The 257-nt window shown below is 70.8% G+C and carries 1 protein-coding gene; it reads left to right on the top strand.

The window, feature by feature from the left end; all coding sequences use genetic code 11:
* On the top strand, window positions 1-257 hold a 257-nt coding region (locus tag B0293_RS44595; protein ID WP_407640123.1), incomplete at both ends, for a hypothetical protein.

Below are 257 nucleotides of genomic sequence, written 5' to 3'. Positions count from 1 at the left end.
CCTGCCGAACCACCCGCTGCTGGAGAAGGCCGGTCCCGAAACGGGTGTCGGCCCGATCAGCGCCGCCCCGTACGGCTCGGCGTCGATCCTGCCGATCTCCTGGGCGTACGTCCGGATGATGGGCGCCGGCGGGCTCACCGCCGCGACCCAGGTCGCGGTGCTCGCCGCGAACTACGTCGCCAAGCGCCTCAACCAGCACTACCCGGTGCTCTACACCGGCCAGGACGACCTCGTCGCGCACGAATGCATCCTCGACC

The organism is Amycolatopsis azurea DSM 43854, from assembly GCF_001995215.1.
Classification (GTDB): Bacteria; Actinomycetota; Actinomycetes; order Mycobacteriales; family Pseudonocardiaceae; genus Amycolatopsis; species Amycolatopsis azurea.
The sequence above is the reverse complement of the archived record's forward strand: the minus strand, read 5'-3'. Positions and strand labels throughout refer to the sequence as shown.